20 protein-coding genes are annotated in these 25,768 nt (G+C 33.4%); 17 read left to right on the top strand and 3 right to left on the bottom strand.

The genetic code is table 11. The features are described from left to right. The first annotated feature begins 17 nt into the window (after positions 1-17). The 5 genes from BMX64_RS05725 (at position 18) to BMX64_RS05705 (ending at position 2,328) form a co-directional block, all read left to right on the top strand. Entirely contained in the window at positions 18-221 is a 204-nt protein-coding gene (locus tag BMX64_RS05725) for a YgaP family membrane protein (protein ID WP_091168209.1), read from the top strand. A 1-nt stretch (position 222) separates the two neighbouring features. Continuing rightward, entirely contained in the window at positions 223-852 is a 630-nt protein-coding gene (locus BMX64_RS05720; protein WP_091168206.1) for a methyltransferase domain-containing protein, read from the top strand. Between the two features lie 57 nt (positions 853-909). Continuing rightward, positions 910-1,107 carry a hypothetical protein gene (locus BMX64_RS05715; RefSeq protein ID WP_091168204.1) on the top strand — a complete coding sequence of 66 codons (198 nt, stop codon included), beginning with the start codon at positions 910-912 and terminating at the stop codon, positions 1,105-1,107. A gap of 2 nt (positions 1,108-1,109) precedes the next feature. Further along, positions 1,110-1,412, top strand: a complete 303-nt coding sequence (gene trxA, locus BMX64_RS05710; protein ID WP_091168196.1) for a thioredoxin — start codon at positions 1,110-1,112, stop codon at positions 1,410-1,412. Positions 1,413-1,548: 136 nt separating this feature from the next. Then, complete coding sequence (locus BMX64_RS05705) at positions 1,549-2,328, top strand: LOG family protein (protein ID WP_317614708.1); 780 nt, start codon at positions 1,549-1,551, stop codon at positions 2,326-2,328. Positions 2,329-2,435: 107 nt separating this feature from the next. Here BMX64_RS05705 and BMX64_RS05700 read toward each other — a convergent pair whose 3' ends face one another. From BMX64_RS05700 to BMX64_RS05690, 3 genes are all read right to left on the bottom strand, one after another. After that, positions 2,436-4,604, bottom strand: coding sequence for a PAS domain-containing hybrid sensor histidine kinase/response regulator (locus tag BMX64_RS05700; RefSeq protein ID WP_091168192.1), 2,169 nt, complete (start codon positions 4,602-4,604; stop codon positions 2,436-2,438). Between the two features lie 71 nt (positions 4,605-4,675). Then, complete coding sequence (locus tag BMX64_RS05695; protein WP_091168188.1) at positions 4,676-7,999, bottom strand: chemotaxis protein CheB; 3,324 nt, start codon at positions 7,997-7,999, stop codon at positions 4,676-4,678. A 460-nt stretch (positions 8,000-8,459) separates the two neighbouring features. Next, a complete protein-coding gene (locus tag BMX64_RS05690; protein WP_167543025.1) occupies positions 8,460-14,096 on the bottom strand; it encodes a PAS domain S-box protein in 5,637 nt (1,878 codons plus the stop codon). A 409-nt stretch (positions 14,097-14,505) separates the two neighbouring features. Here BMX64_RS05690 and BMX64_RS05685 point away from each other — a divergent pair, with 409 nt between their 5' ends. The 12 genes from BMX64_RS05685 (at position 14,506) to trpA (ending at position 25,647) form a co-directional block, all read left to right on the top strand. Then, a complete protein-coding gene (locus BMX64_RS05685) occupies positions 14,506-14,961 on the top strand; it encodes a MarR family winged helix-turn-helix transcriptional regulator (protein ID WP_091168180.1) in 456 nt (151 codons plus the stop codon). 12 nt (positions 14,962-14,973) lie between these two features. After that, positions 14,974-15,606, top strand: a complete 633-nt coding sequence (locus BMX64_RS05680) for an NAD(P)H-dependent oxidoreductase (protein WP_091168173.1) — start codon at positions 14,974-14,976, stop codon at positions 15,604-15,606. Positions 15,607-15,653: 47 nt separating this feature from the next. After that, a complete protein-coding gene (locus tag BMX64_RS05675) occupies positions 15,654-16,223 on the top strand; it encodes a YceI family protein (RefSeq protein WP_091168168.1) in 570 nt (189 codons plus the stop codon). A 390-nt stretch (positions 16,224-16,613) separates the two neighbouring features. After that, positions 16,614-17,891, top strand: a complete 1,278-nt coding sequence (locus BMX64_RS05670) for a hypothetical protein (RefSeq protein WP_091168165.1) — start codon at positions 16,614-16,616, stop codon at positions 17,889-17,891. 400 nt (positions 17,892-18,291) lie between these two features. Beyond that, the gene (locus tag BMX64_RS05665; protein ID WP_091168161.1) at positions 18,292-19,692 is read left to right on the top strand and encodes an anthranilate synthase component I family protein; all 1,401 of its coding nucleotides are present in this window, start codon (positions 18,292-18,294) and stop codon (positions 19,690-19,692) included. A 144-nt stretch (positions 19,693-19,836) separates the two neighbouring features. After that, entirely contained in the window at positions 19,837-20,403 is a 567-nt protein-coding gene (locus BMX64_RS05660) for an anthranilate synthase component II (RefSeq protein WP_091168158.1), read from the top strand. Positions 20,404-20,476: 73 nt separating this feature from the next. Then, positions 20,477-21,469: an anthranilate phosphoribosyltransferase gene (trpD, locus tag BMX64_RS05655; RefSeq protein ID WP_091168155.1), complete on the top strand. Its 993-nt coding sequence runs from the start codon at positions 20,477-20,479 to the stop codon at positions 21,467-21,469. 86 nt (positions 21,470-21,555) lie between these two features. Continuing rightward, positions 21,556-22,341 carry an indole-3-glycerol phosphate synthase TrpC gene (gene trpC / locus BMX64_RS05650; protein ID WP_091168151.1) on the top strand — a complete coding sequence of 262 codons (786 nt, stop codon included), beginning with the start codon at positions 21,556-21,558 and terminating at the stop codon, positions 22,339-22,341. Between the two features lie 117 nt (positions 22,342-22,458). Then, the gene (locus tag BMX64_RS05645) at positions 22,459-23,091 is read left to right on the top strand and encodes a phosphoribosylanthranilate isomerase (protein ID WP_449528457.1); all 633 of its coding nucleotides are present in this window, start codon (positions 22,459-22,461) and stop codon (positions 23,089-23,091) included. Positions 23,092-23,103: 12 nt separating this feature from the next. After that, complete coding sequence (gene trpB / locus BMX64_RS05640) at positions 23,104-24,285, top strand: tryptophan synthase subunit beta (RefSeq protein ID WP_091168148.1); 1,182 nt, start codon at positions 23,104-23,106, stop codon at positions 24,283-24,285. A gap of 222 nt (positions 24,286-24,507) precedes the next feature. Next, positions 24,508-24,828, top strand: coding sequence for a gamma-glutamylcyclotransferase family protein (locus tag BMX64_RS05635; RefSeq protein ID WP_091168144.1), 321 nt, complete (start codon positions 24,508-24,510; stop codon positions 24,826-24,828). A gap of 57 nt (positions 24,829-24,885) precedes the next feature. After that, positions 24,886-25,647, top strand: coding sequence for a tryptophan synthase subunit alpha (gene trpA / locus BMX64_RS05630; protein WP_091168142.1), 762 nt, complete (start codon positions 24,886-24,888; stop codon positions 25,645-25,647). Positions 25,648-25,768: the final 121 nt, after the last annotated feature.

Here is a 25,768-nt window from a genome sequence, read left to right as displayed (position 1 = left end):
CAAATAAAAGGTATACAATGAAAAAAAACATGGGTTCAACAGACAAAATTATCCGCATCGCCATAGCAATACTCATTGCAATATTGTATTTTACCAATACAATCAGCGGTACACTTGCAGTTGTTTTAGGAGCATTTGCAGTTATTTTTATACTGACCAGCTTTATCAGTTTTTGCCCATTGTATGCGCCGTTTGGAATTTCAACCCGAAAAAAAATATAACATGTCCGACTTAAAATGTTGTGTCGTTTCCTGTGATAGACCGCTGGACGCTGCTTATTGGGAGGCGCAATACAAAGCCAAAACCACTGGTTGGGATTTAGGCAAAGTGTCGCCGCCCATACAAGTTTATGTGGATACGGTTGCGGATAAAAACAGCCGTATTTTGATTCCCGGGTGTGGCAACAGCTATGAAGCAGAATATCTTCTGGAGCACGGATTTACAAATGTTACAGTTATCGATATTGCACCTACACCAGTTGCCGTTTTAAAAGAAAAATTCAAAAATAATCCTAACATTCAGATTGTCTTGGGAGATTTCTTTGAACATCAAGGAAAATACGATTTGATTATTGAGCAGACTTTTTTCTGTGCTTTGCCGCCAACAATACGTGAAAAATACGTTTGGAAAATGCACCAACTTTTGGCTGAAGAAGGAATTCTGGCAGGATTACTGTTCAACAGAACGTTTGAATCCGGACCTCCATTTGGCGGAAGCAAAGAAGAATATGAAAAGCTTTTTACAGACGCATTTGACTTTGTAAAAATGGATTTGTGTGACAATTCAATTACACCTCGAGCGAATTCAGAGTTATTCATTGAATTGAAAAAAAACAATGTAATTATAATATAAGCTATGTATTTTTTATGATGAAATAATCATGAAAAACTAAATTCCTTTTAGAAAAAAATGAAAACATTGTTATTCACAAATTGGCATGTTATGCGCTGGGTTCGCCTAATGTTTGCCTTATTTTTATTTGCACAAGCCTATATTCTGAAAGAATGGATGTTCATAGGTTTTGGACTATTTTTCTTCGTTCAGGTTATTTTTAATTTTGGTTGTGGCGCAAATGGTTGTAGTATTCCTAACACTAAAAAACAATAACGATGAGTAATTTTGATACGATTATACAATCCGAAAAACCAGTTTTAATTGACTTTTTTGCCACGTGGTGCGGACCTTGTAAAATGCTTGGCCCCATTTTGAAAGAAGTAAAAGACAGCTTGGGAGATCGCGTTTCCATCATTAAAATTGATGTGGACAAAAACCAGCAAATCTCAAGTCAATATCAAGTTCGTGGCGTTCCTACAATGATTTTATTTCAAAACGGAAAACAGTTGTGGAGACAATCCGGTGTATTGACTAAGGAGGAAATCATTAAAACTATTTTGGAAAAAAGCAATAAATAACCACAATAGCAATAATCCAGAAAATTTTTATCTTAGTTTGATGGTACTTGTGTCTTTTCAAGAATTGTAACAGTATTCTGTTTGCAATTTTAAAACTAAATCAGTTTTTAATTCATTTATTGGGATGGAAAAATAAATGCAAACTATTATTTTTCCTATCTTAGTAATCATTATGGAAAAGCCACGCCAATACAGACTTTCAAAATCTGAATCTTTATTTGTAAGAGGACCTTTGACACGATTAAAAAATTTACTTTTCATTTTTAAAGTACTCTACAACTTCATCAGAGCGTTTCAAAAAATGCATTTTATAGGACCATGTGTTACTGTTTTTGGTTCGGCACGTTTTGGTCCGGAAACTGCGCATTACAAAAGTGCAGAATGCATTGGTGCCGAAATAGCAAAATTAGGATTTACAGTAATGACGGGTGGCGGACCTGGAATTATGGAAGCCGCAAATAAAGGTGCGTTTGAAGCCGGCGGTTATTCTGTGGATACAAATATCGTTCTTTCAGTAGAACAGAAACCAAATCCTTACCTTCATAAATGGATTTACATTCCCTATTTCTTTGTAAGGAAAGTAATTCTAATCAAATATTCCTATGCTTTTGTAGTAATGCCGGGAGGAATGGGTACTTTGGATGAATTATTTGAAGCACTGACTTTAATTCAAAATAAAATCATCAACAACTTTCCCATTGTTATTTTTGATACTGTTTATCATAAAGAATTGTGCCACCACATTCAAATGATGTCAGATAATGAAAGTATCAGCTCTGAAGATATGAAGCTACTATTTGTTACAGACTCGGTAGAAGATTTAATTGAACACATCAAAAAGCATGCAATCAAAAAATTTGGTTTAAAAAAACAGGCATACAAACCTAAATGGTGGCTTGGTGAAAAAAAGAAATAGAAGTTCACTATTATTTCTCACCGAAGATTTACTCCAAAGACATAACATTTAATTAAGCAAATCAATTAATATACTTATTTGATAGTTTTAAAATATTACTTCGCCACTCAATTATTCTCGTTTTGAGATTCTTTTTTTAACCATTTATATAGCACTTCTTCTAATTTACATCTGACAATTGGTTTTGAAACGTAATCATCCATTCCGGATTCCAAGCATTTTTCTTTTTCACCCAGCATTATTCCAGCAGTCAAGGCAATTATTGGAATTTTATTGTATTTTTTTAAATGCTTAATTTCGGCAGTAGTTTCATAACCGTTTTTATGTGGCATTTGGATATCCATTAAAATAAGATCCAGCTTCTGTTTTTTATACATCTTAATTGCCTTTTTGCCATCGGATGCCTCGAATATTGTACTACCAGGAAGTATTGATTTCAGTAATGTTCTCACTAAAAGCATATTAATTTTATTATCTTCGACTACTAATATTTTTTTATCTGCTAAATCTTTGGAAGAAATAAGGTCATTTTCAGCAACGCTAAAATTTTCTTCCTCATCTGGAACGTTGTAATGATCTGATTTTTCTAATTCGATAGTAAAGAAAAATTTACTTCCATGTCCATATTTACTGTTCAGTTCCAACTTGCTATCCATTAGCGCTAAAAGTTGATTTGAAATCGCCAGTCCTAAACCTGTACCTCCAAATTTACGTGTTATAGAGCTGTCTTCTTGTATAAAGGAATGGAATATTTTTTCTTGATTTTGCTCTTTTATCCCAATCCCTGTATCACTGACTGAAAAGTTAAAATAACATGTATTTTCATCTCCGGATTTGAAATCACAACTAATATCTAATGTTACACTACCTACTCTAGTAAATTTTAAAGCATTACCAATTAAATTCACTAAAATTTGTTTCAATCGTATGGAATCGGCAAAAACATAATGAGGAACATTCTGATCTATGTTTAAAATTAAATTTACATTATTTAAGTCCGCATGATATTTAAAAATTTCAATGACGTGATGTGAGAGTTCAAAAATATTTATTTCTTCAATATTCAATTCTAATTTACCCGATTCAATTTTTGAAAAATCTAAAATATTATTGATAATTTCAATCAGTATTGTTGCTGATTCATTGACCGTATTCATGTATTCAGTCTGATTTTCATCAAGATTTGTTTTCATCAACAAATCAGTAAAGCCAATTATTCCATTCAGGGGAGTTCTTATTTCATGGCTCATATTAGTCAAAAAACTTGATTTGGCTTTGTTAGCTGATTCAGCTTGTTCTTTGGCTTTTGTCAGTTCAATTTCTAACTTTTTTAGCTTTGTGATTTCGATAAAGCTAATTACTACTTCTGAAATTTCTAAATCATTGTTTAAAACAGGGAAACCATTTAACAAAAGCCATTTTATGGATGTGATATCGGGTTTTTTAATTCCAATTATAAAATTTTTAAGCCCTTTTTTATTATTTATGATCTGATTTACTGGGTAACTCTCGAGAGGCAAAGGCTTATAATCCTCATTTACAAATTTCCAAACCGGATTGTAAGCCTGTTTTTCCATTATTTTTTCTTTACTCAAACCAATCAGTTTTGATGCTTTGAGATTAGAGAAAATTACTTTAGAATCTTTATCATGCAAGATAATTCCAACATCAAGATTGTTTAATAATTCTCGATACTGTTCCTCGCTTTGTCTAAGTGCTAATTCAGTTACTTTAAGTTCTGTTATGTCTACTAGGGTAATCAGGGCCTGATCTTTCCTTTCGGATAAGATTCCGGTGAGATAAGCATTCATCAGGAAACCATCTTCTAAAAACAATTTAACTTCACAGCATTCTTTGACATCTTTAGTAAAAACGTTGTCTAAGAAGTTATTAAAAATTGATTTGGTATCATTGGAAATAAAGAAACCAAATTGACTGTTCACCAGATTTGATCGTTGCTTTCGCAATAATTGAGATCCCGCAAGATTGAGTTCTACAACTTTACCTGAATTTGTTAGCGTAAAATAACCTGCAGGAGCAAAATCATATAATTCAGTATATTTTTGAGTAGCAATTTCAGCTTGCTCTTTGGCCAGCATGAGCTCTTCTTTTTGCATCTCCAATTCTATCTGATGCACTTCTAATTCATGAATGAGTTTTAATGTTTCAACTTCTGAAAGTTTGGAATCAGCTATTGATTGTTTTTTTTGTAATAATTCTTCCGCTTTCTGTCTAAGAATTATTCGGGCTTCTGCTTTATTCTCAATATTTTTCATAAGTGCTACCTTTTAAATATTACATTTTTTTATAAAGTTGAAATTACAAACCCATTCTATTAATTATGCTTCTATTCTTGCAATGCTATTTCATGTATAAAAAATTGGAGGTTTTTTTGATTGCCAATAAAATACATGGAACTAACAAGTTCAATATCAATTTTTTTCGCAGTTGCCGTTTCAACTTCCAGATAATTAGAACGAAACGATTTTATGTTACTTAATTCAATAAATTTTTCTTTGTTTTTAATAATATTTTTAAAAAAATCAACTTCCCAAATTTCTTTTCCGATAAAATTTTCTTTTGAAGAGCCTACTAAATCTACTAAAAAAGGATTAATGGCATTTATTTTTCCCGTTTCGACATCAACAAATAAAATACCGTCTTTAACCGATTCGAAAAGGTGTTTGTATCTTGTTTCGGCATTAGCCAAAGCTTCTTGAACAAAGACACGGTCAGAAATATCGCGTATAATGCACTGAATTACCTTTTTATTATTAACTAGATATACATTACTGACAAACTCAACATTTATTTTTTTTCCTTTGGCAGTTTCTAGCGGCAAATTTTCATAACGGACAAATTCTTTTTTCTGTAATTCTAAAAATTTATCTTTATTTGCTACAAGATCTTTTAAGAAACCTATTTCCCAAATGGTTTTTTCAATAAATTTTTCATGTGAATAGCCTAACATATCCACTAAAAACGGATTAACATCCATTATCATCCCCGTTTCAGCATTAAGGATCAGAATACCATCTTTTGCAGACTCAAAAAGTCGTCGGTATTGATTTTCCATTTTGAGAGATTCTTCGGCTTGTTTTGCTGCTGTTATATCTGTGAATGTAATTACGAGTCCATCAATACGGTCATCCAGCGTGCGATAAGGCATGATTCGTACATAATAATATCGACCATCATTTGTCTCTACTTCTTTTTGAATAGAAATTAGCGTTTTGATTACCTCAAGAGCATTATTTACCATTTCTGGGTATTTCAAATCACAAACTAAGTCAGTAAAAGGTCTTCCAGTATCAGTATTCCTTAATTTGAATATTTTAGTTACCGGATCTGTAAACCTGCGTATGTTTAATTCTTTGTCTAAAAAAAGAGTGGCTATTTCAGTACTGTTGAGCAGGTTTTTCATATCATTGTTTGCCTGTTCAAAATCAATCAATTTACTTTGAAGCTCAGCATTAACCGTCTGTAATTCTTCGTTTAAGCTTTGTAGTTCTTCCTTGGAAGTAGTCAACTCTTCATTAGTGGACTGCAGTTCCTCATTGGTGGATTGCAACTCTTCATTAGTAGATTTAAGCTCCTCCTGTGAGGTTTGCATCTCTTCCCTAATGCTATTCAAATCTTCATTACTGCGTATCAGTTCTGCTTCTAGTTCTTGTTGTTTCGCGTTAATATTTTGTTTTTTAGATTTTACCGTACTACCGTCTGATTCCAGAGCAGTAGTCACATCATTGAATACCACTAAAATCATCCCTTTCAAGGCTTCCGGATTTTCAATTTGCTGTACAGTCAAATTTATAAAATAAGAAATCCCGTTTTCAACTATCTTTATATTATCAATTTTAATTGGATCAAAAGTTTGCATTGCTTTACGGAATGCTCCCGGCAATTCATTTCTTAAACCTTCGCGAGCCATGGCATGAACATTCCAGTTTGCTTTACCTGCAACGGGTTCAAGATATTTACCGGTTCTTCCAGTGATGTAAATTATATCTCCTTTGTTATTGACTAATACACTTGCAGGAGAAAAACGTTGCAACAAAATTTGATCAGTAAGGGTTTGTATATTTTCAACAACCTTAGTTTCTTTCATAATATCAGTAGTTAATCTTTTTGTTTGGGAAAAGGAGCTTGGAAAATTAGTAAATTCCGGAGATGCAGATTTTGAAGTACGTTTAAAAAATTTTAATTTGGAATCAATTACTTCAAATCCTTTGATACTGCTTCCAATTGTCTCGGCTGTTCCAAGTATCATTATTCCTCCTGGATTAAGGCTGTAATTAAATAACATTATCAGTTTATTTTGTAACTGCGGTTCCATATATATCAGCATATTGCGACATGTCAATACATCTAGTTTTGTAAAAGGGGGATCTTTTATCACATCATGAGGCGCAAATACAATCATTTCCCGAATGAAAGTATTCACCCGGTAATTTCCGTTTTCATTTGTAAAAAACTGGTCAATGCGTTCCGGTGATACGTCTTTTAAAATGTGGGGCAAAAAAACTCCTTTTCTGGCTTTTTCGATAGACATTGTGTCTAAATCGGTGGCGAAAATTTGTAATTTTATTTTTTTGGGTTTTGCTATTTTTTGTATTGCTTCTTCAAAAACAATAGCCAGAGAATAGGCTTCTTCTCCTGTAGAGCATGCAGGAACCCATACCCGAATGGTATATCCGTTGGGTACCTCGTTTAATAAATTAGGAATAATTTCTTCTCTAAGTTTTTCCCAAACAGCAGTATCCCGAAAAAAACTGGTTACACCAATTAATAACTCTTTGAAAAGGAATTCCACCTCTTTGGGATTTTCCTGCAAAAAACGGACATACGTTTGTATTCTATCAATATGATGTATTGCTTTTCTCCTCTCAATACGGCGCATCAAAGTATTTTTTTTATACATCGAAAAATCGTGTCCAGATTGTTCACGCAACAGGATTATTATCTTGTCAAGACTGCTTTTGGCTCCGTCAACTGTTTCAGATTCGATACTTTTTAGTTCAGGAAAATATCTAAGTAAAGCAATCAATTTAGCAGGTAATTCTTCAACTGGAGCAACAACATCAGGCATTACTGCTTCTATTGCATTGCGAGGCATGCTATCAAATTTTGCAGAAGCAGGATCTTGAACAAGTACAATTCCATTTTTTTCTTTAATGGATCTTAGTCCCAAACTACCATCGGATCCCATGCCTGAAAGAACAATCCCGATGCTTTTTTGCATTCGGTCCAATGCCAAAGACCTAAAAAAAAGGTCAATCGGTAATCGCAAGCCGCGGGATTCAATAGGATCAAATAAATGCAGTCTACCATTTAATATCGATAAACTTTTGTTGGGCGGAATTACGTATACTGAATTTGGTTTTACCCTAAGTGTGTCAGTTGCCTGCAAAACCTTCATTTCGGTCATTCTCTGCAACAGCTCTGGCATTATCCCAGCATGAGTAGGATCAAGATGCTGAATAACCACGAATGCCATACCACTGTTGTTGGGCATGTTTTTAAAAAATAATTCTAATGCCTCTAGCCCGCCAGCGGATGCTCCGATACCAATGATTGGAAAATCACTGGCATCGGTTCCGGATAAGCTTAAATTTGATTTCAAATCTAGAACTTTGCCTTCCTCAAGGCTGATTTGATTATTTTTTGTCATTACAAAATTAGAATTATCTATACCTAATTATTAGTTTAGTTTGAATGTTGCATGAAAATTGCTCTTTTTACTTTAACCATTTTTCACGGCTAATTTAATATGTTTTCAGGAGTTTGCTCACTTTTGCAAAAGTAAAAAGGTTTAAAAGCTATGCGTCCTTTTATAAAAAAATCATTATTATTTAACAATTGTTCAACATTTATAAAAAAAAGATACAATTTAATAGCTAAATTAAATCCATTATTTTTAATAAAATCTGACCATTAATTATTTTTAATTAAAATAATTAACTTAATTACAACTAATAGAGGTTAAATTTAATAAAAAAAAATGATTTTAAACAATTATAAAAATAAAACAAAAACACTAAGTACTGAAAAACAGAACAATACCTTCTTCCTGATTTAAAATTTGAATAAAAAAAAGTGTTTCAATAGATAAACACTTTTTTTAAACTAAATCAGTTTTTAGGCAACCATTTGTAGAGTATTTTTTCTAAATCAGATTGAATGATCGGTTTAGGCAGGTAATCATCCATTCCTGCTTCCAGGCATTTTTCCTTATCTCCAACCATTATTCCGGCAGTAATTGCAATTATGGGAATATTTTCAGAATCTTTTAGTTTTCTGATTTCGTTAGTTGCTTCATATCCGTTTTTATTTGGCATTTGAATATCCATTAAAACAACATCCGGCTGCTCTTTTTTATATTGCTCCACGGCCTCATTTCCATCTTTGGCTTCAAAAATAATACAATTTGATATAATTCGTTTCACCAGTGTTTTTGCTAGGAACATATTAATTTTATTATCCTCAACGATTAAAACCTTTTTATAATTTAGTGCTTTAATGGGAATATCCGAATTTTCTTTAATTGTTTCAATACGTAATAGTTCTTTGTTTTTGATATGATTTGATTTTTCAAATTTAATTTCAAAGAAAAAATCACTTCCATCTCCATATTTACTGATTAATTGGATTTTACTATCCATCAAAGCCAATAACTGATTTGAAATAGACAAACCTAATCCTGTACCACCAAATTTTCTATTGGTTGAATTGTCTTCTTGTACAAATGGATTAAATATTTTTTTATAGTTGTTAGCTTTTATTCCAATGCCGGTATCTTTCACAGAAAACCTAATGGTTGACCATTTTTTATGTGTTGAAGCGATTTCATCAATGTCCAGGCGTATTTCCCCAAAATTGGTGAACTTTATGGCGTTACCCAATAAATTCACTATTATTTGTTTTAATCTATTAGAGTCCGCCAAAATATATTTTGGTACATTGTTACTTATATTTAGAGATAATTTTATCTTTTTCTGAATGGCTTGATGTTTAAATAAATCAATAACCTGATTCGTTAGTTCAAAAAGATTGACTTCTTCAATGTCTAATTCCAGTTTACCGGATTCAATCTTAGAAAAATCCAAAACATCATTTACAATATGCATTAACGTTTTTGCTGATTCATTAACAGTAGACATATATTCTAAAAGATTATCCTGTAGATTTGATTTCATCAATAAATGAGTAAAACCAATAATTCCGTTTAATGGAGTTCTAATTTCATGACTCATATTAGCCAGAAAATCAGTTTTAGCCTTATTAGCCGCTTCAGCCTGTTCTTTAGCTTTTATTAATTCCATTTCCATCAACTTTTGTTCCGTAATGTCAATAAAACTAATTACGATTTCATAAATCGCTCCACTAGCATCAATATCCGGATAGCCATTGATTAAAAGCCAGACAATATCATTGGTGATGGGACGACTCACACCAATTGTAAAATTTTTAAGTGCTTGTTTTGTAGCAACAATTTGATTTACAGGATATCTTTCAATGGACATCACAGAATTATCTTCATTCAAAAAACTCCAAGCAGGATCAAAGGCTGTAATTCCTTTCATTTGATCATCAGTTAGTCCCAATAATTCAGCTGCTTTTACATTATTGACTATAATGGATGTATCAGGAGCATGGACTACAATACCTGCATCCAGATTGTTTAATAAGCCACGGTATCGTTCCTCACTTTTCAGCAGTGCAATATCAGCTTCTTTTGCATCTGTAATATCACGGGAAAGACAAATGAAGTGAATATCATGATCTGTATTTTCCTGCATAGGTGCTATTGAAAGTTCAAACCAATGTTTACCAGTAGGCAGTTGCAAGAAATATTGTCTTCCGTTTGAGAACCCTTTTTCAGAGGCTTCCTTAATTGCGGATAAACACAAATCAGCTACTTCAGGAGGCAATACTTCGGAAAATATTTTACCAACAAATAAATTCGCAGGCATTGCTAACAAATCATCACGACGGGAATGGTAGTTATAAATTCTACCATTAATATCTACTTCAAACAGTAAATCAGGAATAGCCTCGTGTATTGCCTCCAGTTTTTTGTGCATTTTTTTAAACTCCTCTTCTCTCTTTTTACGCTCGCTTACATCCCTAACTATCGCTACAATACGACCATCAGAAATCATTTTTGCAGTAATCTCAACTGAGATCAGTGTCCCATCGCTATGCAGCATATTTCGCTCTATAAGTGTTTGCTCATCATTTAGCAATTCTTTATACATTATAGGCTTGGTTTCCAGTTGCTCTTCAGTATATAAATCTGTTACGTTTTTTGTACAAAGTTCCTCTTTAGTATATCCTAGCATAACACAGGCACTTTCATTTACATCGAGTAAATATCCTGAAATATCATTAATAAAGATAGCATCTGAGGCTTGTTCTATAAGACTTCTATATTTTTCTTCGCTATTGATCAGTTCCTCCTTAACATTCTTTAATTCGGTAATTTCTGTTAATGCTCCAATCAAACGAATTGCTTTTCCAGATTCATCCCTAGATATAAATCCTCTATCGTAAAATATACCATAACTACCATCCGCTTTTTGAAAACGAAATTCATCTGACCATAAATTTGTAGTTCCGGCATAGGAATCTTCTAATTTTTTAATAACTCTTTCTCTGTCTTCAGGATGAACTTTAGATCGCCATATAGTAGTGTTCTTAATTCCATTGGGTTCACTGCTGCCAAAACCCAAAAGATCAATAAATGTTTTGTTATTCCAACTTTCTCCTGTCAATAAATCCACTTCAAAAACAGCATCGTTTGTAGCAGCAGAAATCATTTCAAATCGTTCATTGGCTCTTTTTATTTTTTCTTCGGCTTTTTTTCTTTCGGTAAGATCAATTCCCATTCCCAAAAGACATTTTTCACCTTCGTACTCTATAACTAAAGAATTAATATAATAGGGTATTTTATTTTTGTTTTTCGTAAAAAATTCAACTTCAATACCAGGTGATTTTGCTTTAAATACGTCTTTAATCCTAGTTTCTACTTTTAGCTTTTCTTCTCCATCAAAAAAATCTGTAGGTTTCATTTGAGCTATTTCATCATAATCGTAACCTGTGATAGTCTCAAAATTTCGGTTCCATTTTACAAAATTCCCAGATTTATTGTAGAGGTAAAAAATACCCGGTAAATTATCGATTACAGTTTCAGAAAGTTTTTTTTCTTTTAAAATTAGGCCCTCTGCAATCTTACGTTCGGTAATATCTGTAATTGTACCGATATAACCCACAATTTCGTTTCTAGCATTTTTTTCAGGAATGGCCTGACCTATAACCCAAGCTATTGATCCGTCATGACGAACAAAACGATATTCTGAAAATGACATTTCTTTATTATTCGATGCATTTTCCCATCCTGCAAATAATGTTTTTTTATCTTCTTCATGAACTGCTTTAAGCCAACCGTTCCCTAAAGCTTCTTCAAAAGACAGTCCGGAAATTTGACACCAACGAGAATTAACATAAGTGGTATAACCCGTTACATCCGTGCGAAAAATTCCCACGGGAGAAACTTCGGTCAGTGTATGATATCTTTGCTCACTTTCAAATATGTCTTCTTCAGCTTTTTTGCGTAAAGCTTCTTTTTCAAAAATTTCTAATGCAAAAGCCACATCGCCCGTTGCTTCTTCTAATAAAGCAATTTCCTCATCATCAAAAAAGTTTTTCTCATCCGAATAAAAAGAAAAAGCGCCAATTACCTTTCCGAATTTTTTTATTGGAACTGCCATGGATGAAAAATAACCTCGCTCTAAAGCTTCTTTTCGCCAAGGTTGCATCATTGCATCGTTTTCAATATCATTACAAACAATAGATTTACCTTTTCTCAATGCTAAACCTATTGGACCTCTTCCCTCAGGAATGTCCTCAACAGAAATGGTTTTTATGATGGATAAATAGTCATTGCTTTCACCTGCAATCATTCCTGGAAATAGTTTATGAGTACTCTCGTCTATTAGTCCTATCCATGCCATTCTAAACTTACCGAAGTCTATAGCTATATTACACGCTTCTGTAAACAAGGTTTCTTGATCAGTCGTGCGGACTATCATCTGGTTAATCTGGCTGATAAATGAATAAAGTCGATTGGCTTTAACGAGTTTTTGTCTAGCCACAATTGTTTCGGTGATATCAGTAATAATTCCGTGACAAATTACTGTTCCTTCCGGTTCAACTACTGGTAAGGAATTCATATCATGCCACACTAAGCCTTTTTTGGGGTGAAAATATCGATACTGCCCTTTGAGAGGAATTAAATTTGATTTAGTGGCAATTATACTTTGCATAACAAAATCAAGGTCATCAGGGTGAATCAATGAAAAAATGACATTAGCATCCTCTTTTATTTCATCATAAGTAAAACCATAAATTTTCTCGATAGCATTGCTGGCGTAGGGATAACATAAGGAGCCATCTTTATTTTGACGCATTGAATAAATTAAACCGGGTGAAGTCACCGCAATTTTAGCAAACTTGTCTCTTTCATCCTTTAAAGTTTCAATTACTTTTTTGGTCTCTGTTATATCTTTAACAAAACCTAGAAAACGATTTTCAGAAAGCCTTACTGCCTCAACAGACCACCATTTAATCTCCCCTTTCTTCTGAATAGTTTTAAACTCTTTTTTAGCAGTCCCTTTATCTAAAAGAACTTGAAATTCTCTATATAATTCTACCTGAGATTCTTGAGATGACAAATTACCAAACTTCATTGTCAATAACTCTTTTCTTGAATACCCTGTTAATACAGTTGCAGCATGGTTTACATCTATATAATTTCCTTTTTCATCCAAGACAAAAACTCCGTCTGGTGCGTTTTCTATATAATTCTTAAACTTAGCGTTGCTTTCTTGTTCAATTAATTTCAATTTATAATCTAATACTGCGGCTTCTTGCTCTTTTATTGATTCCTCAATTTGTTTTTTCAGAGTGATATCTTGTGTATTTCCTCTTAGTGCAAAAACATTTCCATCATTGTCCATCAATGGAATTACAATTGCATGTATCCATTTTCTGTTATCATTTGATAAAATGACGCTTTGTTGCACTTCAAATTGTTTTTTATCTAGTATCGATTGATCAATCATATTTAGAAAAAATGCTACGTCCTCTTTTGAAAAAAGATTTAAAAACTCCTGAAACAAATTCTGGTCCTGTTTCATATCGATTTCATAAATCGAATACAATTCCTTAGACCAAATCATTTTTTTATTTATTAAATTAAATTCCCAACTTCCTATTTTAGCAATTTTTTGGGCTTCGTTTAATAATTTCTCATTTGTAATTAAATGTTCTTGATTTTTTTTTATTTCTGAAACATCTCTACCTATTGCATAAATATTTTCTTCAGAAATAGCGTTTGCAGTCCACTGAATAGTAACATATTCGCCATTCTTTTTTTGAAATCTATTCTCAAAATTCATTGTAGGGTTTCCCAGAGAGAGACTACCAATCTCTTGTAAAGATCTTTCAAGATCTTCAGGGTGTAAAAGACGGACTAAAGAATTGTTTAATAATTCTTCTTTTGAATATCCTAAAATTTCCAAAAAAGCGGGGTTAATCTCTTTGAAAAAAGCATCTGTTCCAACTATACATACTAAATCATTTGACTCTTCTATGAAGAATTTGAAACTAGATAATGATGATTGTTTTTCTAATAATCTATTTATTTCTAATTCTTGATCTTTTGTTTTCTTGAGTAAATCATCATACGTAGGTTTAACTTTATTCATACTCATTTTATTCAGATAAGTGTTAAATATAATAAAAATATAATTAGAAATGAAAAAAGCTTTGATAATCAAAACTATAATTTTAACACTCCTCATTCTTCCAGTTTTATTTTTTAAACAACTATTTTCAAACCATTTAATTACTACGAAAAAAACTTTATTGAAAAACCAAAATTTATGTTGCTAGTAAAACTGTCAAACTAAAAAATAGTATGGCTTAATTTATGGTAAGTACTCCTTAAAAATTAATAAATATTAGTTTTTAGTTTTAACTTTTTCTAATCAAAAAGGAATCTAAAAAATCTATTAATACTGTATTGAAATTAATTTAACAAAAATTTAATTCACATTTGTATATACAACTATAAAATATGTTACATTTGTACCAACAAATTACATATATACAAATATGAAAATTGAAGAAATTTTAAAATCGACTGTTCCAATGGATAATTCCAAAAAAATTATTCTAAATGTTTTGTATACACAAAATGTGATTACAGAAAATTTTAATGAAATATTAAAACCTCATGAAATTTCCGGAGAGCAATATAATGTACTCCGAATATTAAGAGGTCAAAAAGGAAATCCGGCAAACATGTGCGTGATTCAAGAACGGATGTTAGCCAAAACCAGTAACACTACCCGATTAGTAGATAAGTTATTGTTGAAGGATTTAGTCACTCGAAAAGTATGTCCTGAAAACAGACGCAAAATAGAAGTGCTAATTACACAAAAAGGATTAGATGTTTTAGCCGCATTAGATCCAAAAGTGATTGCACACGAGCAGTTTTTTTCAAAAAATTTAAATGCTGAAGAGATAAATCAATTAAATCATCTGTTAGAAAAATATAGAAATCAATAAATAGAATACATTATGAGTACTTTCCTAGAAAATCAAAATTGGAGATATGCAACAAAAAAATTTGATGCAACAAAAAAAATAACAACTGAAGATTTAAATACTTTAAAAGAAGCCATTCGTTTGAGTTCTTCATCTTATGGATTGCAACCGTATAAGGTTATTATCGTTGAAAATCCAGAATTGAGAGCAAATCTTCAACCGGCAGCTTGGGGACAATCGCAAATTGTTGAAGCTTCACACTTAATCATTTTTGCTAATGAAACGAATCTTGATGATTTGGCTATAGATGATTATATCAAAAACATAAGTCAAACCAGAAATACTCCAATTGAAGCTTTAGCTGGTTATGGGGATTTTATGAAATCTAAAATTATTTCTCTTTCTGACGAAGAAAAAAATATTTGGACAGCAAAACAAACCTATTTAGCTTTAGGAAATCTATTGAATGTAGCAGCTGAACTTAAGATAGACGCTACTCCAATGGAAGGTTTTGTTCCTGCTCAGGTTAATGAAATATTAGGGCTTGACAAATTAGGACTAAATGCTACTTTAATTGCAACCCTTGGATACAGACATGATGAGGATGCAACGCAACATTACAAAAAAGTTAGAAAATCAAACGAAGATTTATTCATCACATTATAAATTACTAGTTCAAAATTAAATATTAATCTAAATTCAAAATCAAACACATGAAAAATTTCAAATCAATCGCATTGGCATTAGTAGTAGTTTTATCTACTGTATCAGTTACAGCACAAACTAAAAAAGTTGATGCTGCAAAAAGTTCTATCAACTGGACTGGAAAAAAAGTAACAGGACAACATGAAGGTGCAATCAACCTTAAAGATGGTGCTTTAGTTTTCAAAGGAAAAAAATTAGTTGGTGGTACATTCAATGTAGACATGAATTCAATTGTAGTTACTGACTTAAAAGCTGGTCAAGGTAAAGAAAAACTAGAAGGTCACTTGAAAGCTGATGACTTTTTTGGAACTGATAAATTTGCAACAGCAACTTTAGTTTTCAAAAAATTAGTTACTAAAGCTCCTAATGTATACACTGTGACTGGAGACTTAACAATTAAAGGAATCACTAAACCAGTTACTTTTGATTTAACTACAACTGCTAATACAGCTACAACTAATGTAAAAATTGACAGAACAAAATACGATATTAAATATGGTTCTGGAAGTTTCTTTGACAGCTTAGGAGACAAAGCAATCAATGATGATTTCAATTTAGCTGTAGCCTTGAAATTCTAATTTCATCTCAGAAGTGATATTTTAAAACCGTAACAAGTAATTGCTGCGACTTTAAATCATTTAAAAAATTAAGCCCTTGTGTAAAACAAGGGCTTTTTTTTATTTAAAATTTAATGTAAAACAACATAATGAATTTGGTTTAGAAATAATTGAATTTTAGATTTTAAATCTTGAATTTGTAGTGATATCAAAAATTTACATAATAAATCCTATAGTAACATATCGTTAATATTCAATGCTTATTCAGTTAACACAACCTGCTTAATTTTGAAAAATAAACAAATCATAAAACTCATAAAAATGAATACTATGTTTTTTGTTACCCAAAAAACATAATGTAAATCTTTATAAACAAATATCTTTCTAATATTTCACTAACAAAATTTAATTATGAAAAAAACAATATTTATTTCTATAATCTGTTTGATAAATAGCATGACAATAAATGCCCAACAAATAAAAGGCATTATCGGTGACACAAATTGGATGGGGAATTGGACTAATTTTAAACCTACAGCTGCAGAGTACCCTGAGACTACAAACATTTTGACTGGTGTAATTGATAGCGACCTTACACTATATAAAAAAAATACTTATAGATTAATTGGTGTTGTATACATCACAAATAATGCTGTCTTAACCATTGAGCCAGGAACTGTTATACGTGGCGATGTAGAAACATGCGGCACTCTGGTAATATCAAAAGGCTCTAAAATAATGGCCGAAGGTGAACAAACAGACCCGATTGTTTTTACTTCTAATAGAGAAATTTCTGCCAGAAAACCGGGAGATTGGGGAGGCATTATTATAATGGGAGAAGCTCCAATAAACAAAATTGGCGGAGTAGGATTTTTGGACTTTAATTTAGACCCAATGGCAAACCATTATGGAGGACAAAATCAGGATAGCAATTCCGGTATTTTAAAATATGTACGTATCGAATTCTCCGGAAGAAAACTTAATGCTCTGAAAGAACTTAATGGCTTATCATTGGCAGGTGTTGGTCGAAAAACTAAATTTAATTTTATTCAAATCAGTTATTCCAATGATGATTCTTATGAGTGTTATGGTGGAGATGTAAATTTTGATAATATTATTTCATTTAGAGCAACTGATGATGATTTTGATTTTACGCAAGGTGCACAATGCAACATTAGCAATAGTCTTGCTATTCGTTATCCGTTTTCATCAGATGTTTCTGGTTCCAGATGCTTTGAAATCGACTCTTTTGATAAAATTGAAAATGCAGATGTAACCAAAAAACTGACCAAAATAACTGCTACAAATATTACTTTGGCAAATTTAGAAGAAAACAATCAAGGGTTAGTTCGAGAAGCCATTTACATTAAAGACAAAAGTTATTTTAGTTTAAATAACAGTGTTGTTTCCGGATTTAAAAACTGCATTTTATTAGAAGGCAAAATAGCTAATATTTCAGCTAATTTGGCTAAAATTAATTTACAAACAGTACTCATTAATAACTGTGATGGAGGTATTCAAAGCGAAATACCTGCTAATGATCCGGAAATAAAAAATTGGTATAGCAATGAATCCTTTTCTATTGAATACTCTAAGACAAGTCATTCGGCACTCTTTAAAGAGTCCAACCCTAAAAAAACCTTTGATTTTAGGCTAAAAGTTGACCCCATAGTAGTCAGTGGTAATTAAAGTCTAAAGTGCTTTCAAATTTTGAATAACGGAATTACCCTATTTTATTGATTGTAACATTCAGGATTGCTTTTTTTAACGTTAGTATGTTTTTTTTTAGGTTTGCTTTTTTTATAAATTCAAACCTAAAAATTTATTTAACAAAAAATATCTAATTTTATTTTTTTTTAACGCAATAAATTTTTGAATAATCGAATTTCATTTCTATATTTGTTGCAACAAAAATAAAAGATGAAAACAATTTTAAACAATACTTGGTGGTGGAACAATTTACGTCAGTCGTCGTGAACTAAGCTCCTATAGTATTATTTAAACTATAAATATAAAAAGGCTTGTCATCACGACAGGCCTTTTTTTTGTGCAAAATTTACCATAACACACAACATTAAAAATATAAAAATTGAAATCATTTAACTTAAATACCAATTACAAGCAAATCCTTGCAGATACCATTACCCCGGTAAGTGTGTATCTCAAAATTCGGGATAAATTCCCCAATAGTTTGCTACTGGAAAGCAGCGATTATCATGGAAATGACAACAGTTTTTCGTATATCTGTTGTAATCCGATTGCTTCTATCAAAATAGAAAACGAAACTATTTACAAGACTTTCCCTGATGGTAGTTCTGAGAAAATTGCAATTGATGCCACTACCAATATTCCAGAAGTAATTCAAGAATTTTCCGGTCAATTTAAATCCGAGAAGAACGATTTTAAATTCATCAACAATGGACTTTTTGGATATATTTCGTACGATGCGGTTCGGTATTTCGAAAAAGTAAACATTGCCAAAAAAGAGAACAGCAATACCATCCCTGATGTGTATTATGCCGTGTACCAAAACATCATTGCCATCAATCATTTCAAGAATGAAGCGTATATTTTTTCTCATAGTTTAGACGGCAGAAACAACATTTCGGAAATTGAGCAATTGTTGCAATCCCGAAATATTGCTTCCTATAAATTCTCGAAAGAAGGCGAAGGTTTTTCGAATCTGACTGACGAAGAATTCAAACACAATGTGGCTTTGGCCAAAAAACATTGCTTCCGTGGTGATGTTTTCCAGTTGGTTTTATCAAGAAGGTTTACACAAGGCTTCAAAGGCGATGAATTCAATGTCTACAGAGCGTTGAGAAGTATTAATCCATCCCCTTATTTATTCTTTTTTGATTACGGGGATTTTAAAATATTTGGTTCTTCACCCGAAGCTCAAATTATTGTCAAAAACCGTAAAGCCGAAATTCATCCTATTGCAGGAACTTTCAAGAGAACTGGAGATGACGAAAAAGATGCGATTCTTGCCAAAGAATTATCCATTGATAAAAAAGAAAACAGTGAGCATGTGATGTTAGTGGATTTGGCCAGAAACGATTTGAGCAGAAACGGTCATGATGTAAATGTAGAGAAATATCGAGAAGTACAATTTTTCTCTCACGTCATACACTTGGTTTCAAAAGTAACGGGATATTTGCATGAAAATGCTACAACGATGCAAGTGGTTGCTGATACTTTTCCGGCAGGAACATTGAGCGGCGCACCTAAACATAGAGCGATGCAATTGATTGAAGATTATGAAAAAACAAATCGTAATTTTTATGGAGGCGCCATTGGTTTTATGGATTTTGAAGGTAACTTTAATCACGCCATTATGATTCGGACTTTCCTTAGTAAAAATCATCAATTGCATTCTCAAGCAGGAGCCGGAATTGTTGCCAGTTCCGATGAGGAGAGCGAAATGCAGGAAGTATACAATAAGTTGAGAGCTTTGAATGCAGCTTTAGATTTAGCGGAAACGATATAAATCCCCTCCCCAACACTCCCCAAAGGGAAGGGAGCCAAATCTAAAAAAATCAGCAACTTATGTAGTTGTAAATAAAAATAAAAATAAAAAAACCTATTTACCCCAATAGGTACTCCCCTCCTTCGGAGGGGCTGGGGGAGGAAAATGAAAAAAATACTAGTCATAGACAATTACGATAGTTTTACTTATAATTTGGTACACTATCTCGAAGATTTAGATTGCGAAGTAACCGTTTACCGAAACGATGAATTTGATATTGATGAAATTGCTGTTTTCGATAAAATTCTTCTTTCTCCAGGACCTGGAATCCCAGATGAAGCAGGATTATTGAAAGCAGTGATTCAAAAATACGGACCAACCAAAAGTATTTTTGGAGTTTGCTTAGGTCAACAAGCTATTGGCGAAGTTTACGGAGGAACGCTTTCCAATTTAGACAAAGTGTATCACGGTGTGGCTACCAATGTGAAAACCGTTGTTGATGATGAACTTTTATTTGAAGGATTAGGAAACGAATTTGAAGTAGGACGTTACCATTCTTGGGTAGTTGATTCCAATTTGCCAGATGTTCTGGAAGCAACTTCATTTGACGAAAACGGACAAGTAATGTCATTGCGACACAAAATGTATGATGTTCGCGGTGTACAATTTCATCCCGAAAGTGTTTTAACTCCAAATGGAAAAAAGATATTAGAGAATTGGGTGAAAAACTAGTCATAAAGTCAAATGTCATAAGGTCGAAAGACTTTAAGACTTTAAGACTTTCAACTTTAAGACATATATAAAAATGAAAAATATATTAAACAGATTAATTAACCATGAAATCCTGTCGAAAGAAGAGGCAAAAAACGTATTGGTTAATATCTCAAACGGGAGTTACAACACCAGCCAGATCGCTTCTTTTCTTACGGTTTATATGATGCGAAGCATTAGCATCGATGAGCTTGCCGGTTTCCGTGAAGCCCTGCTAGAATTGTGTATTCGAGTAGATTTGTCCGCGTATAATACTATCGATTTGTGCGGAACCGGTGGTGATGGGAAAGATACTTTTAACATTTCAACCTTGGCTTCTTTTGTGGCTGCGGGAGCAGGAATAAAAGTGGCAAAACACGGAAATTACGGGGTTTCGTCAATTTCTGGATCGAGCAATGTAATGGAAAAACTAGGAATCAAGTTCAGTAATGATACTGATTTCTTAGAGAAATGTATCGACAAAGCAGGAATTTGTGTTTTACACGCGCCGTTATTTCACCCCGCTATGAAAAATGTGGGACCTATTCGAAAAGAATTGGGCGTAAAAACATTCTTCAATATGTTGGGACCAATGGTAAATCCATCATTTCCACAAAATCAGTTGGTTGGTGTTTTCAACTTAGAACTGGCCAGAATGTATGCGTATTTGTATCAAAACACGAATACTAATTTCACGATCCTGCATTCGCTTGACGGGTATGATGAAGTTTCGTTGACAGGTCCAACAAAAACAATTACCAGTTCCATGGAAGGAATGTTAAATCCAGAAGATTTTGGTGTTCGCCTTTTGCTGCAAAGCGAAATCGAAGGCGGAACAACCATCGAAGAATCGGCACAAATATTTACCGATATTATTTCGGGAAAAGGAAACGAGGCCCAGAATAATGTGGTTTGTGCCAATGCGGCAATGGCAATTGCAACCGTTACAAAATGTTCTCCTTTAGAAGGATTTCAAATAGCGAAAGAAAGTTTATTATCCGGAAAAGGACTTGTAGCTTTGAAAAAATTACAAGAATTAAGCAAATAAAACAGTTTAAAGTTTAAGGTTTAAAGTTGTTGGAATTTCGAACAACTTTAAACTTGAAACAAAGAAAACTTGAAACAAAAAAATAAATGAACATTTTAGATAAAATCATAGTTGACAAAAAAAGAGAAGTCATCCTCAAGAAATCCATTATTCCTGTCTCGCAATTGGAAGCTTCTGTTTTCTTTGAGAAAAAGACTATTTCTTTAAGCAACAATTTAAGAAACAGCACATCAGGAATTATTGCGGAGCACAAACGCCGTTCGCCTTCCAAAGCCGAAATCAATTACAGCTTTACGGTGGAAGAAGTTACCAAAGGATATGAAAATGCGGGTGCTTGCGGAATCTCGGTATTGACGGATGGAAAATATTTTGGTGGTTCGCTAGACGATTTACTTTTAGCAAGAGCCACTGTAAACATCCCATTATTAAGAAAAGAATTTATTGTAGATGAATACCAAATCTTAGAAGCAAAAGCACATGGAGCCGATTTAATTTTGCTTATCGCAGCAGTTTTAACACGAGAGGAAATCAAATCCTTATCGGAATTTTCTAAAAGTTTAGGACTCGAAGTTTTACTGGAAGTTCACAATCAGGAAGAACTGGAAAAATCGATTATGTCCACATTAGACATGATTGGTGTCAACAATAGAAACCTGAAAACATTTGAAGTGAGTTTGGATTTCAGCAAGCAATTAGCAGCACAAATCCCAAATGATTTTGTAAAAGTTTCTGAAAGCGGAATTTCATCTATTGAAGCCATCAACGAACTAAAACCTTTTGGTTACAAAGGATTTTTAATTGGAGAAAACTTTATGAAAACAGATAATGCCGGTAAAGCAGCAATGGAATTTATTAAACAATTAGCCCCCTAACCCCCGAAGGGGGAACTAGCAACTTGTAGCAATTATTTAATTATGCAATCAACTTCAAAAAACATTTCTACAAAAACTAACCCGGTTTCGGCTCACTCCCCTTCGGGGAGGGCTGGGGTGGGGATAAAAATCTGCGGCATGAAATATCCCGCGAATATACTCGAAGTAGGTGCGCTCCTACCCGATTATATGGGCTTTATATTCTGGGAGAAATCAGCTCGGTATTTTGACAGCGTGATTCCAGATTTACCAAAATCAATTAAAAAAGTGGGGGTTTTTGTAAATGAAAATATCGAAGTTATTTTGGCGAAAGCCCAGAAATACGATTTGCAAGCCATTCAATTACACGGACAGGAATCGGTTGCATTTTGTCAGGATTTGAAAAATAAAATTGAAAATAAAATTGAAATCATAAAAGTATTCTCGGTAGATGATTCTTTTGATTTTGACGTACTGAAACCCTTTGAAACTGTTTGTGACTATTTCCTTTTTGATACCAAAGGAAAATTACCAGGCGGAAACGGAACCACTTTCGACTGGAAAGTTTTAGAAAAGTATCCTTCGAGCAAACCGTTTTTTCTGAGTGGCGGAATCGGAATAGACGAAATAGAAGCAGTAAAAGAAATAGCAAAAACCAATTTACCGCTTTACGCCATTGATGTAAACAGTAAATTTGAAATAGAACCGGGATTAAAAAACATAGAAAAATTAGATAGTTTCAAGAATAACTTGAAAACTTTAAACTTATAAACTTTAAACAAAATGAGTTACAACGTCAACGAAAAAGGCTATTACGGAGAATTTGGAGGCGCCTTCATTCCTGAAATGTTATATCCAAATGTGGAAGAATTACGCCAAAATTATTTAAAAATTACAGCAGAGCCAGAATTTCAAGCTGAATTTGATGCTTTGCTAAAAGAATATGTAGGTCGTCCTACGCCACTTTATTTTGCCAAGCGATTATCTGAGCAATACAACACTAAAATCTACCTGAAAAGAGAAGATTTATGTCACACTGGTGCTCACAAAGTAAACAACACCATCGGTCAAATTTTGTTAGCCAAACGCTTGGGTAAAAAACGAATCATTGCTGAAACCGGTGCTGGTCAGCATGGCGTAGCAACAGCAACCGTTTGTGCGCTAATGGGACTGGAATGCATCGTTTATATGGGTGAAATTGACATCAAGCGTCAAGCGCCAAATGTGGCTCGAATGAAAATGTTAGGTGCCGAAGTTCGTCCGGCAATGTCAGGTTCAAAAACCTTAAAAGATGCTACTAACGAAGCCATTCGCGATTGGATTAACAATCCCGTTGACACCTATTATATCATTGGATCTGTCGTGGGACCACATCCTTATCCGGATATGGTAGCGCGTTTCCAAAGTGTTATTTCTAAGGAAATCAAAGAACAATTACTGGAAAAAGAAGGTTGTGAAAATCCGGATTATGTGATTGCCTGCGTAGGTGGCGGAAGCAACGCTGCCGGGACGTACTATCATTTTCTGGACAATGAGGACGTGAATATTATTGCGGTCGAAGCAGCAGGTTTGGGAGTTGATTCCGGAGAAAGTGCCGCAACTTCTGCCTTAGGAAAAGTGGGCGTTATTCACGGAAGTAAAACATTGTTGATGCAAACAACGGATGGCCAAATCACCGAACCGTATTCCATTTCAGCAGGACTGGATTATCCAGGAGTTGGTCCTATGCATGCCAATTTATTCGCCACCGGAAGAGCGCAATTCATCTCAATTACCGATGATCAAGCGATGCAATGGGGAATCAAATTATCTCAAATGGAAGGACTAATTCCCGCCATTGAAAGTGCGCATGCCTTTGCCGTTCTGGACGAAATGAAATTCAAACCGGAAGACGTGGTAGTCATCAATCTTTCCGGTCGCGGCGATAAAGATTTGAATACGTATATTGATTATTTTAAATTATAGTGGTTTACCCTGAATTCATTTCAGGGTTTATCCTTTTCCGAAGTGTCGGGATATTTCGGGGCGTTCCCTCGCTTCCACTAGCGTTACAGCGAGGTCAGGCTTTCCGTTACAATCTTTTTTATCTCGTTAAAAAACGAGATAAAAAAGGATTTTCACTGTAATCCTTAACGCAAAGTCGACAACACAAAATGAAGTTCAGTTCACATTTTCAAAATAGAAACTATGGAAAAATTATTCGCTTACGGAAGTTTACAAAATGAGGATATTCAAAAAGATCTTTTTGGACGTATTCTTGACGGAACGCCTGAAACATTGATTGGTTACATCGTGAAAGAAATCCAAATCGAAGAAGAATTTGGAATAGTCCACTATCCCATTATTACGGAAACACAAAAACCGGAAGATACCATCAACGGAATGGTGTATTCTGTTTCGCCACAAGAACTTCGCCAAACGGATTTGTACGAGGGATTACATTACAGACGCGTGGAAGTACAGTTACAATCCAACCAAAAAGCTTGGGCATATAGTGCCGCTATCTAAACTTTTAAATTTAAACTCCAAGGCAAAAACCTTGAAAATGGAATAAAAAATACAACAATGAACAGAATAAATCAAAAATTACAAGAGACTAAAAAGATACTTTCCATTTATTTTTCGGCGGGATATCCTAACCTCAACGATACCGTACAAATCATTCAGGATTTAGAAAAAAATGGTGTGGACATGATTGAAATCGGATTGCCGTTCAGTGACCCATTGGCCGATGGACCAACCATTCAAGCCAGTTCTACACAAGCCTTACACAACGGAATGACAACACAAGTTTTGTTTGACCAACTAAAAGACATTCGTAAAACGGTTGCTATTCCTTTAGTGATTATGGGATATTTTAACCCAATGTTACAATACGGAATCGAGAATTTCTGTCAGAAATGTGCGGAAATTGGCATCGACGGATTAATTATTCCTGATCTTCCCGTTGATGTCTATGCCGATGAATACAAAGCTACTTTCGAAAAATACGGATTGAAGAATATATTCTTGATTACGCCACAAACTTCTGTAGAACGAATCCATTTTATTGACAGCGTATCCGATGGATTTATCTATATGGTAAGTTCCGCAAGTGTTACGGGATCACAAACTGGTTTTGGAAGCGCTCAAGAAGAATATTTCAAACGTATAGCCGACATGAATCTGAAAAATCCTCAAGTAATTGGTTTTGGAATCAACAACAAGGAAACCTTCAACCAAGCCACACAATTTGCCAAAGGAGCAATTATAGGAAGCGCTTTCATTCAGCACCTAACCGAAAACGGAACCGAAAAAATTGAAGAGTTCGTAAAAGCGATTCGATAAATAAATTTCTTTTAGCATTATCAAACGGCGTTTAAAGTTCATTTAAACGCCGTTTTTTTTTACGCTTTAAACACTTGTACGTTTGTAATTTATAAGATAATTTTTATATATTAGCGTATCG

Source organism: Flavobacterium sinopsychrotolerans (genome assembly GCF_900110375.1).
Classification (GTDB): Bacteria; Bacteroidota; Bacteroidia; order Flavobacteriales; family Flavobacteriaceae; genus Flavobacterium; species Flavobacterium sinopsychrotolerans.
The sequence above is the reverse complement of the archived record's forward strand: the minus strand, read 5'-3'. Positions and strand labels throughout refer to the sequence as shown.